A 16371-nucleotide genomic window follows, 5' to 3' on the forward strand; every position below is an offset into this window, starting at 1 on the left:
ATACGTTTGGAGGTGGCTGGTGGATGTCGAATTTTCTGTTTTCAGGTATTATTAACAAAACCAACCGAATTTGGTTGCCTTAACCGTTAAGCCGCTTAGACAGGAGCCGATAGGGGGATAAAGGGAGGCCTTTCTTGTTTTGGCAGGTTGCGGATGGGTTAAATACCCGAAATTTGCACCGCAAATCAATCAGCATTGAAACTCTTCCCCGAATCGGCATATCAACAATTGGAACTGGATAAGGTCAAGGCCTTGTTAACAGATCATTGCCGAACCGAGTACGCGCGTACCCGGGTGCAGGAATTGCGTATCCATACCCGAAAGGAATATATCGATACCGAGCTTAGGCAGAGCCATGAGTTCAAACAGCTTTTACTGAATGGCCTTTATTTTCCCAATGACCAGGTATTGAACCTGGCTCAGGAATTGAAAATGCTCTCCATTCCCGGTGCCGTGTTGGGAGCCGAAGATATCATGGACCTCCGCCGGTTGGCAGAGAATATGAAAGGCATCTTTCGTTGGTTTGATGCTGAACGAAGGGCAGCTTATCCTGCCCTCGCCATAGTGATCGAAGGATCTTACTATGAAAAAAACATCGTCGCCTACATTGATGAGATATTGGATGAAAGCGGGCAAGTGAAGGATACCGCTTCACCGGAATTACGCAGTATCCGGATGAACCTTTATCGGAAACGGAATGAGCTCAGACGGGAATTCGATAAAATCATATCCAAACTCAATAAGCAGGGTTATCTCGCCGACATCGAGGAGAGTTTTCTCAACGGTCGCCGGGTGGTGGCAGTTTTTGCCGAGCAGAAACGACAGGTCAAAGGCATCCTGCATGGAGAAAGCGATAGTCGCCGTACCAGTTTTATTGAACCGGAGGAGACCATTGAGTTCAATAACGCGATCTATTCCCTGGAAAATGACGAGCGAAAAGAGGTCTATCGGTTATTGCGTGAGCTCACTGCCCGCCTATCTGCCTATGCCCCGCTGCTAACGGAATACCACCGGATGTCTGGGGAATATGATTTTATCCGGGCCAAGGCACGGTTTGCCCAGGATATACAAGGTGAGTTTCCGGAAGTGACCGACAGCGCGCATGCCCACCTGGTGGAAGCTTATCACCCCTTGCTACTGTTATATAATAAAAAGACAGGCAAACCTACGATACCCGTTTCCGTCACCCTCGACGAGAAGAATAGGATATTGGTGATCAGCGGGCCCAATGCCGGCGGAAAGACAGTAACCCTGAAAACAGTGGGACTATTGCAAATGATGGTGCAAAGTGGGTTATTGGTGCCTGTGCATCCATCCTCCCGGTTTGGGATCTTCAAACAATTGATGATCCACATCGGCGATACCCAAAGCCTGGAATTTGAATTGAGCACCTATAGCTCTCACTTGCTCAATATGAAACATTTTATGGAGCAGGCCAATGGCAAGACCCTTTTCTTCATTGATGAATTGGGGAGTGGGAGCGACCCCAATCTCGGTGGGGCATTTGCAGAGGTTATTTTATTGGAACTCCTGAAAAAACACTCTTTCGGTATCGTTACCACACACTACCTTAATCTGAAGGTAATGGCCAACAAAACCCCTGGTATTGTGAATGGCGCCATGGCCTTTAATGAAAAAAGTCTATTGCCCCTGTATAAACTCATCATTGGGAAACCCGGTAGTTCTTATACCTTTTCCATCGCCGAACGAATCGGATTGGATAGGAGGCTTATAGATAAAGCCAGAAGCCTTGTAGATGAGGACCACTTTCGATTGGATAAACTGCTCAACCGAACGGAGCAGGACCTGCGGGAAGTGGAAAAAAAAGAGAAAGAACTCAATCGCCTGCTCCGCGAGAATGAAAAATTAAAGACCGAGATGCAAGGGGTGATGGACAAGGAGAAACATCGCCAGCAGGTGGAGTTGCTTAAACAACAGAATAAGATCAGCGAGGACAGGATCACCTACTTAAAGGAGACCGAGCGTAAATTGAAACTGATCATCAACGAGTGGAGAAAATCCGATGATAAAAAGAAAGTCATCAAAGACATGGAGGCCCTGCTGTTTAAAAAGAATGAGCAGAAGGTAGTGAGTAAGATGCAGAAAAAACTGGATGCTAAATACGATGAAGTGGCCACCGAAATCAAAGTGGGGGAGAAGGTGAAAATTAAAAAGAACCATCAGGTGGGTGAAGTACTGGAAATAAGAGGTAAACGCGCCGTTGTAAAAATTGGGTCCTTACCGATGCAGGTAGAGATGAAGGAACTGGTGGTGGTGAAGGAAAGACAAACCAGGATTGACCAGGATTAAAGGATGGGAGGATTAACAGGATTGTTTTTATAAATGATTAGCAAAATTAATCCAGCTAATCCTTTAATCCTGGACAATCATGGTCAATGGCCCGAGTGAATATAACTTTCCAGGTGACTGATCGTATTTTGCTGCATGATGATGGTTTCCTTTACCACATCACTCATACTAATGATACCGGCGAGACGGTTGTTTTCAAATACAGGCAGATAGCGAATATTCTTTTCCGTCATGATACGCATGCATTCATTTACCAGATCGGCCGGGCTAACCGGCGGAAGGTCGGCGCTCATGATTTCCGAGACTCTTGTATCGTGAGAATTCTTTCCCTTCAGGATCACTTTTCTGGAATAATCTCTTTCGGTGATGATACCCAGAAATTCACCTCCATCCATTACCAGAACGGAGCCGATATTCTTTTCGGCCATCATTTCCAGGGCATCGATCACTTTGGTATCAGGGGGTACAGCTACGGCGGAAACACCTTTCCGTTTTAAGATGTCGGCTACTTTATGCATGGGCAAGCGTTTTGGGTAATGGGAAAATACGAAATTTTGTGATTCGTTGTTAGGTGGGGGTAAAAGCCTTGATTCTGTGGGGAATAAGAGGGCGGAGAGAGAGGGATTCGAACCCTCGGTACAGTTGCCCGTACAACGGTTTTCGAGACCGTCCCATTCAACCACTCTGGCATCTCTCCGTAAAGGGCGGCAAAAATAAAGAATTAAGCCCAAATGGAGGGTGAGGGCGGTGCTTACTTTTCCGCTTAAATAGCATTCAGGAGCAATCCGGTCAGCACGGCCAATCCTATACTGATCAGGGTGCCGATCAGGAAGTATTCAGTTTTTCTTTCCGGCCTGTTTCTCTCGTTGAACCGGATAAACCCTTTGGCAGCGATCAATAATCCCATGGCCTCATATTCCCCAGCCAATACCATGATCAGGATCAGACATCTTTCCATTATACCGATCCAGGTACCCGCCTGGGCAAGTGCCTCTGACTGATCCAGGTGATCGCGCCAACTACGGGTTAGCTGACCGACCAAAATGCTCGATGGCCAGGTGAGGAAGATAAAACCCGTGAAATAGGCCCATAACCGCGTATCCTTGCTCCATGTTTCCCATACCATAGCCAGGTCGTCCCAGGAATAGAAAGTAAATCCCCAACAAGCTAATATGACCAAAAGGTGCATCCCCTGGTCAAGCAGGAAGTAGAGTGATTTTTCAGGTCTGTAGGATTTCCAACCGTCGATCAATGTGTGGGTGATAAAAATAGCGATCAGGGTGGGCCAGTAGGTCCAACCGATCAGCAGACCTGCTACCCCTGTGGTGATGAATGTATGAATATATAAATAGGGGGACAGGAAATGCAACTGTCGCCTTTCTCTGATCCAACTTTTACGTTGCAGTAGAAAATCAGTTAACAAATGTGCCAGTAATAATTTAATTAGCCACAGGGTCATGAGAGGTCAAATTGATTTAACACAATTTCGTATTCTTTTAGCAAACGGTTGATGGACTTCCATCCGGCAGCATGTGCCTGGCGGTGAACGGTTACCTGGGTCTTTTTTAATTTCTTTGCCGTTTCTGTTTGTGTTTGTCCTTTTAATAATTCGATGACCACCTGGCCTTGTTTCAAGGTCATATTACCGATTAACTGGTCGATGAATTGCGCAATCAACCGCAAGGCAATATTGGCTTTCTCATTTCGACTGATCATTGTAAAACGATCCTCTTCCTGGTCCAGAGCATCCAATGCCCGGCCGGATAAAATGAAAAGCTCATCCGTTGCCCGGGTCAGGTCTTTCACCGGTTCCTTGATCTGTCCAATGCCTATGGCGGAGCGTATGTCAGAATCTATGCGGGGTATGCCGGCGGAAAACTGCCGGGCGAGTAAACGCAACTGTACGATCATCGGTAAAGCCTGCGCCGCATCTGCTATATACACCTGAAAGCTGTCTCCCCGGTAATATTCATGTTGGTGAGGCTTTAATACCTCCTCAATACGCCCGTTGAGCTTTTTTATGGCAGTTGCGGATAGTTTGGTCGAGTTCACGATATCCGCTGTTATGACGGCATTCCATGTCATAGCATAAATATAGCATTTTTTTGCTAAAAAATAATATTATAGCTATTTTATGCTATTATTTTAGATTATACCTTATTTGTGCAGTCAGGCATAGCACACATAAAAAAAGCCCACCTGAGCCGAAACTTTGGTGGGCGAAAGCGGAGAGAGAGGGATTCGAACCCCCGGACCTGTGACAGTCAACGGTTTTCAAGACCGCCGCATTAGACCGCTCTGCCATCTCTCCGGCGCAAAAATAGGGCGGGGTGGGGGAAACACAAAATCTGAAAAGAAGAAAGCTATGCGCCGTAATGACGAGTCAGAAAATAAAGTGCAATTTGAAGTATCCCAACCCCCACGATCCAGAGAATGGTCTCCATCTTCGCTTTGTAAATACGATCAATCAGATCGATCTTATCTCGCTGGGTCAAATAACCAGGCTCATAGGCGGTACCGGCTTCATTTTGAATTTTATTCATGCCATTAGATTTAAACTGCAATTTGTCTGGTAATTTTCGTTTGAGCAATAGCATCGTATTTAAACTTCTGGTTTCTCGCATAAACCCCAGGTTCCGCCATCAGGCTTCCCTCCCTACCTTTGCACCACATGTGGCATCTCAAAGCGGTCAATAAATATTTCTGGAAATACCGGTTCCGGTTAGGGATCGGGGCCCTCTTTATTATTGTTTCCAACTATTTCGCAGTACTGGCCCCCCAGGTCATGGGATTTATCATCGATTTTGTTCAAAAAGGGATCCCGGGATATCAGCCACCCAGGAAACAACCACGTTATGATATCCTGGTAAGACAATTCATCGACTGGGTGGAAACCCGGTGGAATAATGCGGATCAGATCTATACGGTAATTCTTTTATCCGGATTGACCATTTTATTCCTGGCCTTGTTACGGGGGTTGTTCATGTTCTTTATGCGGCAAACCATTATCGTGATGAGCCGCCTGATCGAATTTGACCAGAAGAATGAAGTTTATGGTCACTACCAGAAATTGGATACGGCCTTTTTTAAAACCCACAGCACCGGTGACCTGATGAGCCGGATGGCCGAGGATGTGTCGCGTGTGCGGATGTATACCGGCCCCGCTGTCATGTACCTGATCAACCTGGTAGCCCTGATCTCCCTTAGCGTTTTTTTCATGTTCAAGCGAAATGCCGAACTAACCCTGTATGTCCTGGCCCCACTGCCCATTCTGGCCGTTACCATTTATTTTGTCAATACAGTGATCAACCGGCGAAGTGAAAAGATCCAATCCCTCCTGGCCAGTTTAACCACCAATGCGCAGGAGTCCTATTCGGGTATCCGGGTGATTAAATCCTACGTACAGGAAAAAGCCATGCTGGGCTTCTTCAATGCCAATAGCGAGGAATATAAAAAGAATGCCATCGGCCTCGCAAAAGTTGAGGCCCTGTATTTTCCGTCAATTACCCTGTTGATCGGATTAAGTACCCTCCTGACGATCTTTATCGGGGGACTATACTATGCCCGGGGTACCGGCACGATCGACCTGCCCGCCCTGGTGGAATTTGTGGTGTACATCAATATGCTCACATTTCCGGTGAGTGCCATTGGCTGGACGGCCTCCATGATTCAACGGGCGGCCGCATCGCAGAAAAGACTCAATGAATTCCTGGATACACGACCAGATATTCAACAGCCGGAAACGCCGGTAAAACATACCATCGCCGGAGACATCCGTTTCAACCAGGTCTCCTTCACTTATCCTCATACCGGTATCAAAGGACTCTCATCATTCGACCTCCATATCCGCAAAGGAGAGAAGATCGCTTTGGTCGGACGAACAGGAAGTGGTAAGTCCACAGTAGCTCAATTACTCCTTCGTATGTATGACCCAACTTCTGGTGTTGTGGAATATGATGGGTTGGATGTCCGAACCCTGGATCTTTCCTACCTGCGTGAACAGATCAGTTATGTACCTCAGGATGTGTTCCTCTTTAGTGATTCGATTGCAGAAAATATCCGTTTTGGCCAGGCTGGGGTAGACCGTACCGCCATTGAGCAAGCGGCTAAAATGGCTTCGGTTCATACGGATATCCTTTCCCTCGCGGAAGGTTACGATACCGTAGTGGGGGAACGGGGCGTGACCCTTAGCGGTGGGCAAAAACAACGGGTTTCCATTGCCCGCGCCCTGGTGAAAGATCCCGGACTGATGATCTTTGATGACTGCCTCAGTGCCGTGGATGCCAAGACCGAACAGGAGATCATTGGTCATTTGTATGACTACCTGCGCAACAAGACCGCCATCATCATTACCCATCGGATATTCTCCCTTTTTCAGTTTGACCGCATCATCGTACTCGATGATGGGCGGATCATAGAACAGGGAACCCATGCAGAACTCCTTGAAAAAGATGGTTATTATGCCGAACTATATGCCCGCCAGCAAGACCAGGGGGAGGAGGCATAGGTAAATTTGGCTGTTTCAAAAACATATTTATATTTGTGACTTCTTGAAATTAAGTGATCACTAACTGCTAAAAAATCAAACTGTGGCGTACGAAAGCAATGACAACAAAATGGAAAGCATTTACAGCAAGAGGATCCGAGCTGGTAAAAGAAGAACTTATTTCTTCGATGTGCGTTCCACCCGTGGGAATGATTATTATCTGACCATCACCGAAAGCCGAAAGCGTTTCAATGATAATGGCTACGACCGGCACAAGATCTTCCTCTACAAAGAAGATTTCAATAAATTCATCAAAGCATTAGGCGAAGCCGTAGATTATGTGAAAACGGAGTTGATGCCCGGTTTTGATTTTGATGCCTATAACCACGATAATATCGATGGGGTAGAAGGAAGCGAGAATGGATCTGAAATGGAAATGGATGTGGTAGCCAGCGAACCTACTGTGGTGAGCGCTGCAGAGGAACCAACCGAAATCAAAGCCGAAACACCTGTTACAGGTGATAACGGCGCTTCGGAAGAAGTGGACAAATGGTAAAAATACCTAAACTTATAGTAAAACAGCCCTTGCATCAGGGGCTGTTTTTTTTTATCCTTGTGGGAGAAACACCACCTTGCTAATCCATGAAAAAACTGAAAAACCTTCGCTTTGCCCTGGCATTTATTGCCCTTCAACTTAATTCCTCATCGCTACTGGCCCAGTGCGGCATCTATCCTGTCTCCCTCGAACAAAGGGTGAATCAATCCGCCTTCATCATTGCCGGTACAGTTACGGAAAAACAATCCTACCTGGATCCCCAGACGGGGAATGTGTACACCAGCAATAAGATTCAGGTGAATGCCTGGCTTAAAAATCATCAGCACATGAGCGAGGTCTACCTCATAACAGAAGGTGGGGTGATCGGCGACCGGGCAACCATTGTATATCCTTCTTTGCAGGTAGAACCCGGACAGGAGTATGTATTCTTTCTTGAAGCTAATAACGAAAGACTGGATAATAAATCGATCCGTGCCCGTCAGCCTGGTGTTCTTCAGGCCAGAGCTTATGCGGATGGACAGGGTGCCCTCTCAAACAGAGGAAACGTATATACAGATATTATCGCCGAGCCGATGCAGACAGAGAACTCCCTGTTTACCCGTATAGCGGGGATGACCGGCGAGGGGGCTCGTCGCCCCAATGGCGAAGTGTTCAATGCCCGGAATGTGACACAACCAAACCTGAATGGAAGAATCGATGCCATTACTTCTTTTTCTCCCAACCCCACCAACGCCGGAACCATTGACCCGGCCGATTTCATCACCATCACGGGATCGGGTTTTGGGGCCGCGGCCGGCACCGTCTTCTTTTCCAACGCTGATGATGGAGGGGCTACATTCACTTCATCTGGCGTAGCCTCGGATATCGTATCCTGGAGCGATGCCTCCATTACCGTTAAAGTAGCCAGAAGGGCAGGTACTGGGCCGATCAATGTAAATGGGGCCTTTACCTCCGCAACAAACCTGACCATTGATTATTCTCACCTGGATATCAATAGTACGTTTAGTGGATTTGGATCCACCACCCGGCAACGGTATTACCTGCGAAATTTGAATGGTTCCGGTGGATACACCTTTCTTTACAATACTACATTTAACACCAATGCACCTGCCGTAGCCGCGTTTGAACGCGCACTGGAAACCTGGCGCTGTAATGGTGGTGTGAACTTTATAAGCGGAGGAACAACCGCAACAGCTTCCGTTGGAAATGACGGGGTGAACGCGGTGTTCTTTGATGCTACATTGCCGGTGGGCGTACTTGGACGTGCTACTTCACAGTTCAGCGGCTCTGCGACCGGGTTGTGCAATCTGGCCAATACCGTTTGGTACACGGCGGATGTGGATGTACAATTCATGCCCGACCCGCCAGTGGCCGGCTTTACCTGGGAATATGGCCCTGCGTTGCCCGGTGGAACTGAATTTGATTTTGAATCCGTTTCTGTACACGAATTAGGACATGCGCTTGGCCTCGGACATCGAATAGCACCGGGAGAAGTAATGCACTATGCAGTTACGAATGGTGTGGCAAACCGTACCCCCTCAGTGGCAGAAATCAGCGGCGTGAACGACAAGATGGCCTTTTCCACCGCAGCCACCTGTTTTAATCCCGCAGGCTCAGGAACACCCATGACGGCGGCTTCCTGTAGCACCCTTCCCATAACCTTACTTGACTTTACCGGGCAAAAAAACCGCCAGCAGATCGACCTGTTGTGGAATACCTTGCAAGAGCAGAATTCGTTGCACTTTGAATTGGAAAAATCAACCGACGGAAACCGGTTTTATACCCTGGGCAAAATTCAGGCTGCAGGTACCAGTACACAACGCAGAGATTATTCCTTTATCGACAGACAGGTTAATGAGTTGAATTATTACCGGTTAAAGATGGTCGATATAGATGGCCATTATGAGTACAGCCGAACCATTCTGGTGCGTGATCCTTCCGCTACCCAGCAAGTATGGGTATTGAATAACCCCTTTAATTCCGTTGTTGATATCCGGTTGGCTAAACAGGCCACGGAGCCAGTTCAATTTGAACTGATCGGCCTGAATGGAGCAAAGGTTTTTTCCAGCAGACAAAGTGCGGGAGATAATTTTACACTTGATCTGTCAGGAACTACCCTTCAAAAAGGAATGTACATTCTCCAGACAAGGATCGGAGCTGTAGTATTCACCAACAAGATCGTACACCAATAATTATTTTACCGCCAACTTTTTATAATGATTGATCAATCCGTTGGTTGATGAATCATGCGCGGTTACTGCCTTTTTATCAGCCAGCTCGGGAAGAATCTTATTGGCCAGTTGCTTACCAAGTTCCACACCCCATTGGTCAAAGGAGAAGATATTCCAGATGATTCCCTGTACAAATATTTTATGTTCATAAAAAGCAATGAGTTGCCCAAGGGTAAATGGGGTGATCTTTTTCAGTAAGAAGGAGTTTGTTGGCCGGTTACCTTCAAAGACCTTAAAGGGTAACAACCGGGCAATGGCCTCATTGCTTAATCCTGCTTTTTCCAATTCAAGTTCAGCTTCCTCTTCGGTCTTGCCATTCATCAGCGCTTCGGTTTGGGCAAAGAAGTTGGAAAGTAATTTGACATGGTGGTCACCGATCGGGTTGTGTGATTGTGCCGGGGCAATAAAGTCACAAGGGATCAGGAGCGTTCCCTGGTGGATCAATTGATAAAAGGCATGTTGCCCGTTGGTACCTGGTTCACCCCATATAACCGGGCCGGTAAAATAATCCACCGCTTCTCCATTCCGGTCTACGCTTTTGCCATTGCTCTCCATATTCCCCTGTTGAAAATAGGCGGCAAAACGGTGCAGGTATTGATCGTATGGAAGAATGGCTTCCGTTTCAGCGCCATAGAAATTGGTATACCATATGCCGAGCAGCGCCATTATCACCGGTATATTCTTATCAAATGGTTCTTCGCGAAAATGCTGATCGGCAAAATAGGCGCCTTTCAGTAGTTCTTCAAAGTTTTTATACCCAATGGTCAATGCGATCGACAAACCTATTGCACTCCAAAGGGAATAACGGCCACCTACCCAATCCCAAAACGGAAACATGTTTCCACTATCTATCCCAAATTTCACCACTTCTTTCTCATTCGTAGAAAGGGCCACAAAATGTTTGGCGATATGTTTTTCCTTTTTTGCTTTTTTCAGGAACCATTGACGTGCGGTATGGGCATTGGTCATTGTTTCCTGGGTTGTAAAGGTTTTTGAGGCGATCAGAAAGAGTGTTCTTTCCGGGTCCACCTTTTTAAGCGTTTCGGCTATATGCGTCCCATCTACATTGCTGACAAAGAAAACCTCGATGCCTTCAACCGTGTAAGGTTTCAGGGCTTCGGTTACCATAAGCGGACCAAGATCACTGCCACCAATTCCTATATTGACAATATACCTGAGCTTTTTATTGGTGTAACCACGTCTTTTTCCTGAATGAACCTCCTGGCAGAAATTTTTCATCTGGCGTAACACTTTCTTTACCCCCGGCATAACATCCAGGCCCTCGGAGAACAGGGGCTGCCCGGAAAAATTCCGGAGCGCCACGTGTAATACAGATCGGTTTTCCGTTTCATTGATTTTTTCACCGGCAGACATGGCATTGATCCCGTCCTTTACCCGGCATTCGCTTGCCAGCTCCTGTAGTAATTCCAAAGTGTTGTCTGTTATCCTGTTCTTGGAAAAATCAAACAGGATATCCTTGCTTTGAAGGGAATATTTTTTAAACCTGTTGGCATCTTCCTTGAACAGGTCACGCATCTGCAGGGTATGGGTCTCTTCTAAATGGGCTTCCAGTTTTTGCCACGCGTTTGTGGATACAGGGTTAATCTTAGGTAACATGATCAAAAAATTTATGATTGATATTTTTATATGATCTCGATTGTTCGGTTTACCATCTCCGGAGTAATATCTAAATGAACAACAAGTCGCACCCGGTTAGGGGCAATGGCATAGGCCAGGATTCCCTTTTCTTTCCATTTTGCTACCAATGCCGGGGCCGTATTATCAGCCAGTTCAAAAATGATGATATTGGTCTCAACCGGTAATACTCTTTTTACATACGGCTTAGTTGCAAGAGCCGCCTCAATTTCCCGGGCATGCGCGTGGTCGATTGAAAGCCTTTCCACGTGATGATCCAGGGCATAGATACCTGCCGCCGCCAGGAAACCAGCCTGCCGCATTCCCCCGCCAAAAACCTTCCGGATTCTTCTCGCCTTTTTGATAAAATCATTCCGGCCAAGTAATAGACTGCCTACCGGGCATCCCAGACTTTTACTTAGACAGATTGAAATGCTGTCAAATATTTCTCCATGCTGAATTGGTGTCTCCTCTTTTGCCACCAGGGCATTAAATAAACGGGCCCCGTCAAGATGAAGCGCCAGACCGTGGGCACTGCATTGCTTTTTAATTTGACGAATATCCTCCAGTGCATAACAACTGCCGCCACCCCGGTTGGAGGTATTTTCCAGGCAAACCAGACTGGTCCTGGCCTTATGGACATCATCCGGGTTGATGGCCGCTGCCACTGCCTCTGCTGTAATCCGGCCTCTGTCACCCGCCAGAAGCCTTACAGAAGCCCCTGAGTTAAAGGCAATGCCCCCGCCTTCATATTGATAAACATGGGCATTCTCATCCACAATCACCTCATCACCGGGGTGGGTATGACACTTGATCGCGATTTGATTGGTCATTGTGCCTGAAGGACAAAATAATGCCGCTTCCATTCCAAACATCCGCGCCGCTTTTTGCTCCAATTGGTTGATGGAAGGATCTTCCCCAAATACATCATCCCCAACAGCTGCCTGCATCATGGCTTCAAGCATCCCCGGGGTCGGCTTAGTTACTGTGTCGGAACGGTAATCTATGATCATGGTGTGGAGGTATTGAAAATCAGGGGCGAAATTAAGTAAAGCCATCCATCTTGCCTATGAGCCTTTTATCCTAAATAAGTAGAATTAAGTAACCAGGGTGGGAGTGGTGCGTCTTAGGTGGTGGGGGAAGGAGGAGGGAGGTTGGATGACGGATGACAGATGACAGATGACGGATGACAGATGACGGATGACTGATGACAGATGACCGATGACAGATGACCGATGAGAGAGTATGGCAAACCGAAGCCCTTGTTTCACAACGCAGTCGCTATTCCTTCTTATATGTATATAGCCAAAGAACAAATGAATAGTCCAATCAGTCATCTGTCATCTGTCATCCGTCATCCGTCATCAGTCATCTGTCATCCAAAAACCTACATCCAACTCCCGCCACCCATCCTTAAAATTAACCGTTCACTACAAAACAATATACTTGGCATTACATAGTACCTATTTTTGTCCTGTAATTATTTAAAACAAGTACTGAATATAAAACCAATTGAGATGAGAAAGATTTTAACCCTTTTATTGGCTGTTTTCACGCTAACAGCCTCAGTTACAGCCCAAAATTCGGGTAAAACCAGCATTACCGGTGTCATTAAGGATGGTGGACAAAAGACCCTGATGTCTGCAACGATCATGTTGGTGAAAGCCAAGGACAGTTCTGCAGTTAAAATGACGGTGGCAGATAAGGAAGGTAACTACCTGATTGAAGGAATTGGCGCAGGTGATTATATGGTGATGGTTACCGCTGTTGGTCACCAAAAGGCCTTCTCGGCCCCATTTTCTATTTCCCAGGATCAGGGAGCACTTGCCGTGCCTTTGATCGAATTGGAGCCCGAGGTAAAATCCTTGCTAGGGGTCACTGTTGTTTCCAGAAAGCCCTTTATTGAACAGAAGATAGACCGGATGGTGGTAAATGTGGAAGCCTCTGTAACCAACGTGGGAACCTCTGCCCTTGAAGTTTTGGAAAAATCGCCTGGTATTACTGTTGACCGCGATGGGAACATAAGCCTGAAAGGTAAAGCAGGAGTGATGGTTTATATAGATGGTCGTCCGACCTATCTTTCGGGTGCTGATCTGGCTAATATGCTTCGTAATATGAGCAGCAACCAACTCGATCAGATCGAGATCATGACGAACCCGCCTGCGAAATACGATGCGGCTGGCAATGCGGGAATCATCAATATCAAAACCAAAAAGACCAAACAGGTAGGTTATAGCGGGAGTATTTCTGCCAGTTGGATGCAACAGCGCTATGCCAACCCCTCCAGCTCACTGAACTTCAATTACCGCAAGAATAAAGTGAATGTATTTACCAATATCGGTTACAATACCTGGAACAATTTTAATAAACTGAGCATCCAGCGAAAATTCATGGATGATCAGACCAAAGAAGTGGTTTCGAATTACGATCAGGTATCTCGTATGCGGGATGATTTCCGTACCCTCAGTGCAAAACTGGGAATGGATTATTCGATCACCAAAAAAACTACCCTTGGTTTTGTTGTGAACGGATACCATAACCCGGGCAATTTTACCAATAAGAGCCATGTATTGATCTCTGATCCCAGCAGGACCCTGCTGAGTAAGACCAATGCCGTGACCACCAACGAAAGGACCTGGAAGAATTTTGGGGCCAACCTCAACATGCGTCATGTATTTGATTCTACCGGAACCGAATTGACCATGGATGCAGACTATATTGGCTATGATGGTAGCAATGACCAACGTCTGATCAATTCCTACTTTGACCCGTTTGATAATCCGACCTTCAAACCTGATACCCTGTTGGGTAATCTGCCCCAGGACATTCATATATTCTCCTTTAAATCTGATTTCTCCAAACCCCTGAAAAACGGGGCCAAATTTGAAGCCGGTATCAAAACCAGTTTTGTCAAGACCGACAACAATGCCCGGTATGATAATATCTACTATCAACAGGCGATTCTGGACAGCGGACGGAGCAATCACTTCATATATGATGAAAATGTAAATGCCGCTTATGTGAACTATAGCCGCCCGCTGGGTAAAAAGTGGACTGGCCAGTTAGGGCTTCGTCTGGAGAACACACAAGCCAGCGGACACTCCTCAGGTTTTGTCTACAATACCACCCAGGCCCGTTTTGTACCCTTTGATTCTACGTTTGACAGGGATTATACCCAACTATTCCCCACCTTATACCTTCAATATACCGCCAGTGAAAAGCATTCATTTGTACTGAACTATGGCCGAAGGATCAACCGCCCTGACTATAGCGACCTGAACCCTTTTATTCTGTTTCTGGACCGATATACCTTCGAGCAGGGTAACCCTAACCTGAAACCGCAATTTGCACACAACATTGAACTGAGCCATACCTACAAAGGGGCCTTTACCACCACCCTGAACTATACCAATACGACCGATATCATTACCGATGTGTTGGAGCAAAATACCGCCTTGAATGAAACCGTGGTGAAAAAATCGAATATCGCGAGCCTGAAACAATTCGGTATTTCCGTATCAGGAAATATTCCGGTAGTGAAATGGTGGACCATGAATGTTTGGCTCAATGTATTCAATAACCTTTATAAAGGAGAGGCCAACGGAGATCCGATCTCCATTGGGTACACCACCGGACGGATCAATGTTTCCAACCAGTTCAAATTCGAAAAAGGTTGGTCTGCTGAGATCAGTGGATTCTATACCACACCTTTTGTGGAAGGTGTTTTCCGGATCGAGAATTTTGGACAGATGAATGTCGGAATTTCCAAACAGGTGTTGAAGAACAAAGGCACACTGCGTATATCTGGTCGCGATATTCTCTATTCGAATAAAATAAACGGATTGATCAAATACAGTGATATCGACGCCTCCTTCCAGCAGGTAAGAGGTTCCCGTCAGGTCACCATCGGCTTCACCTATCGCTTTAGCAAAGGAAAAGCTTCCAACTCTCCCCGCCGCAATATTGGTGGTGCAGATGAAGAGCAGAACCGGGTAAAGGCCGGGCAGTGAGACCATGATTTAAGGATTTGGGATGGCAGGAAAGGGGATAGGTGATAAGTAAAAGTGAGGAAGTGTTATAGAGCGATTTGAAAAGAGGTCATTTTGTTAATGTGCTGGTGAATAAGTATCTTCATCAGCACATTTTTTTTGTGCCTATTAACCCAAAACTCCTGAGCTATGCCGTCATTCGATATCGTTTCCAAAGTAGATGCCCAGGCACTTGACAATGCCGTCAATGTAGTGTCTAAGGAGATCAGCAACCGGTTTGATTTCAAAGGCACTCACCTCGTGATCAATCTGGATAAGAAAGAATACAAACTGAATCTGGAAACAGACGATGATATGAAAATGCGCCAGTTGATCGATGTGTTGATCAGCCGGGCACACAAACAAGGGATAGTGCCTGAGGCCTTTGACTTTTCGAAAGAAGGATATGCCAGTGGTAAAGTGTGGAAGAAGGAAGTGACCGTTCGAAACGGGCTGAAACAGGAGGATGCCAAAAAAGTAGTCAAACTGATCAAGGAATCTGGTCTCAAGGTCCAGGCCTCCATCAATGACGACCTGGTAAGGGTTACCGGGAAAAAGATAGATGACCTCCAGGAAGTAATCCAGGCCTCCAAAACCTGGGGGCTGGGGGTGCCGTTGCAGTATGAGAATATGCGATCATAGGACGTGAGACGTGAGGCGTGAGACGTGAGACGTGAGACGCGCGAGGTTTCTCACGACTCACGATTCACGACTCACGATTGACGCCTCACGATTCTTTGAATTCTTCCCAACTTTCCCTACCTTTGCGGCTCTAAAAAATCTTTTAATCAGTACGGCAAAATCCGTGCGGCCTTTAAATCAATTAGTTATGAAGAAAGGTGTCCACCCCGATAGCTATCGGTTCGTAGTTTTCAAAGACATGAGTAACGGTTATTCTTTTCTTAGCCGTTCTACAGCCCACACCAAAGAGACCGTAAAATGGGAAGACGGTAATGAGTATCCTCTGGTAAAACTGGAGATCTCAAATACCTCACACCCCTTCTTCACCGGTAAGAACATGTTGGTGGATACGGCTGGTCGTATCGACAAGTTCAAGAAGAAATATGAGAAGAAAAAATAATGACGTAATTTTCGATTACGAAAACATTTTTTGTTTTTCATGGC

At 46.4% G+C, this 16371-nt stretch carries 13 protein-coding genes and 2 tRNA genes; 7 read left to right on the plus strand and 8 right to left on the minus strand.

Features of this window, described 5'->3' with window-relative positions; translation table 11 throughout:
* The first annotated feature begins 195 nt into the window (after nt 1–195).
* Nucleotides 196–2310, plus strand: a complete 2115-nt coding sequence (locus J0M30_09310; GenBank protein MBN8667689.1) for a DNA mismatch repair protein MutS — start codon at nt 196–198, stop codon at nt 2308–2310.
* An 83-nt stretch (nt 2311–2393) separates the two neighbouring features.
* Here J0M30_09310 and J0M30_09315 read toward each other — a convergent pair whose 3' ends face one another.
* The 6 genes from J0M30_09315 to J0M30_09340 all read right to left on the minus strand — a co-directional run bounded on the left by J0M30_09315 (nt 2394) and on the right by J0M30_09340 (nt 4853).
* Nucleotides 2394–2828: a CBS domain-containing protein gene (locus J0M30_09315; GenBank protein ID MBN8667690.1), complete on the minus strand. Its 435-nt coding sequence runs from the start codon at nt 2826–2828 to the stop codon at nt 2394–2396.
* Between the two features lie 92 nt (nt 2829–2920).
* Nucleotides 2921–3007 (minus strand) — tRNA-Ser (locus J0M30_09320).
* A gap of 66 nt (nt 3008–3073) precedes the next feature.
* Complete coding sequence (locus tag J0M30_09325; GenBank protein ID MBN8667691.1) at nt 3074–3769, minus strand: DUF3307 domain-containing protein; 696 nt, start codon at nt 3767–3769, stop codon at nt 3074–3076.
* Nucleotides 3766–4395 (minus strand): hypothetical protein, encoded by a 630-nt coding sequence (locus J0M30_09330; GenBank protein MBN8667692.1) that lies wholly within the window; start codon nt 4393–4395, stop codon nt 3766–3768. Before J0M30_09330 ends, J0M30_09325 begins: the two co-directional genes overlap by 4 nt.
* Before the next feature lie 141 nt (nt 4396–4536).
* Nucleotides 4537–4621: transfer RNA gene (locus tag J0M30_09335), tRNA-Ser, on the minus strand.
* A gap of 52 nt (nt 4622–4673) precedes the next feature.
* The gene (locus J0M30_09340) at nt 4674–4853 is read right to left on the minus strand and encodes a hypothetical protein (GenBank protein MBN8667693.1); all 180 of its coding nucleotides are present in this window, start codon (nt 4851–4853) and stop codon (nt 4674–4676) included.
* Between the two features lie 128 nt (nt 4854–4981).
* Between J0M30_09340 and J0M30_09345 the strand changes: the two genes are divergently transcribed.
* From J0M30_09345 to J0M30_09355, 3 genes are all read left to right on the plus strand, one after another.
* Nucleotides 4982–6817, plus strand: a complete 1836-nt coding sequence (locus tag J0M30_09345) for an ABC transporter ATP-binding protein (GenBank protein MBN8667694.1) — start codon at nt 4982–4984, stop codon at nt 6815–6817.
* 82 nt (nt 6818–6899) lie between these two features.
* A complete protein-coding gene (locus tag J0M30_09350) occupies nt 6900–7352 on the plus strand; it encodes a DUF3276 family protein (protein ID MBN8667695.1) in 453 nt (150 codons plus the stop codon).
* Nucleotides 7353–7438: 86 nt separating this feature from the next.
* Complete coding sequence (locus tag J0M30_09355) at nt 7439–9544, plus strand: matrixin family metalloprotease (GenBank protein MBN8667696.1); 2106 nt, start codon at nt 7439–7441, stop codon at nt 9542–9544.
* On the opposite strand, the gene pgi is transcribed toward J0M30_09355, so the two are convergent.
* Nucleotides 9545–11200, minus strand: a complete 1656-nt coding sequence (gene pgi / locus J0M30_09360; protein MBN8667697.1) for a glucose-6-phosphate isomerase — start codon at nt 11198–11200, stop codon at nt 9545–9547.
* A 26-nt stretch (nt 11201–11226) separates the two neighbouring features.
* Nucleotides 11227–12228, minus strand: coding sequence for an aminotransferase class I/II-fold pyridoxal phosphate-dependent enzyme (locus tag J0M30_09365; protein MBN8667698.1), 1002 nt, complete (start codon nt 12226–12228; stop codon nt 11227–11229).
* 507 nt (nt 12229–12735) lie between these two features.
* Between J0M30_09365 and J0M30_09370 the strand changes: the two genes are divergently transcribed.
* The 3 genes from J0M30_09370 (at nt 12736) to J0M30_09380 (ending at nt 16327) form a co-directional block, all read left to right on the plus strand.
* On the plus strand, nt 12736–15228 hold the full coding sequence (locus J0M30_09370) for a TonB-dependent receptor (protein ID MBN8667699.1): 2493 nt from the start codon (nt 12736–12738) through the stop codon (nt 15226–15228).
* Between the two features lie 168 nt (nt 15229–15396).
* Nucleotides 15397–15888 carry a YajQ family cyclic di-GMP-binding protein gene (locus tag J0M30_09375; protein ID MBN8667700.1) on the plus strand — a complete coding sequence of 164 codons (492 nt, stop codon included), beginning with the start codon at nt 15397–15399 and terminating at the stop codon, nt 15886–15888.
* Between the two features lie 187 nt (nt 15889–16075).
* Entirely contained in the window at nt 16076–16327 is a 252-nt protein-coding gene (locus J0M30_09380) for a type B 50S ribosomal protein L31 (GenBank protein MBN8667701.1), read from the plus strand.
* Nucleotides 16328–16371: the final 44 nt, after the last annotated feature.

It is taken from the genome of Chitinophagales bacterium (assembly GCA_017303415.1).
Taxonomy (GTDB): domain Bacteria; phylum Bacteroidota; class Bacteroidia; order Chitinophagales; family Chitinophagaceae; genus SpSt-398.

Bases quoted from the DNA above. Each gene is read 5' to 3' on its own strand.
- J0M30_09315 (MBN8667690.1), bottom strand. From the start codon at position 2,828: ATGCATAAAGTAGCCGACATCTTAAAACGGAAAGGTGTTTCCGCCGTA.
- J0M30_09325 (MBN8667691.1), bottom strand. From the start codon at position 3,769: ATGACCCTGTGGCTAATTAAATTATTACTGGCACATTTGTTAACTGAT.
- J0M30_09330 (MBN8667692.1), bottom strand. From the start codon at position 4,395: ATGACATGGAATGCCGTCATAACAGCGGATATCGTGAACTCGACCAAA.
- J0M30_09340 (MBN8667693.1), bottom strand. From the start codon at position 4,853: ATGAATAAAATTCAAAATGAAGCCGGTACCGCCTATGAGCCTGGTTAT.
- J0M30_09345 (MBN8667694.1), top strand. From the start codon at position 4,982: ATGTGGCATCTCAAAGCGGTCAATAAATATTTCTGGAAATACCGGTTC.
- J0M30_09355 (MBN8667696.1), top strand. From the start codon at position 7,439: ATGAAAAAACTGAAAAACCTTCGCTTTGCCCTGGCATTTATTGCCCTT.
- pgi (MBN8667697.1), bottom strand. From the start codon at position 11,200: ATGTTACCTAAGATTAACCCTGTATCCACAAACGCGTGGCAAAAACTG.
- J0M30_09370 (MBN8667699.1), top strand. From the start codon at position 12,736: ATGAGAAAGATTTTAACCCTTTTATTGGCTGTTTTCACGCTAACAGCC.
- J0M30_09375 (MBN8667700.1), top strand. From the start codon at position 15,397: ATGCCGTCATTCGATATCGTTTCCAAAGTAGATGCCCAGGCACTTGAC.
- J0M30_09380 (MBN8667701.1), top strand. From the start codon at position 16,076: ATGAAGAAAGGTGTCCACCCCGATAGCTATCGGTTCGTAGTTTTCAAA.